Genomic DNA, 259 nt, shown 5'->3' on the forward strand with positions numbered 1-259 from the left:
CCGTAATCGTTGTTGATGTAGGTCAGCGCCACCCGGTCAAAGCCATTGTCCAACACATAATCGGCCAGGACCTGGCCCTGATAGGCGTCCGACGGGGCGACGCGGAAGAAGGTGTCGTTGTCGTCCAGATTGGTGATTTCCGGCGACGTCGCCGAGGGCGAGATCATCACCACATCGGCCGGAATAGCCACCGAGTTCGCTGCGGCGATCGCGGCGCCGGAACATAGCGCGCCGACGATGCCGGCCACCTGGTCGACGT

Annotated in this window: 1 pseudogene; it reads right to left on the reverse strand. The window is 62.9% G+C overall.

Going from position 1 to position 259, the window contains the following annotated elements:
* Positions 1–259: pseudogene (locus tag R0J87_RS21920) on the reverse strand (ABC transporter substrate-binding protein); the annotation flags it as partial.

It is taken from the genome of Halomonas sp. SIMBA_159 (assembly GCF_046536035.1).
Classification (GTDB): domain Bacteria; phylum Pseudomonadota; class Gammaproteobacteria; order Pseudomonadales; family Halomonadaceae; genus Vreelandella; species Vreelandella venusta_A.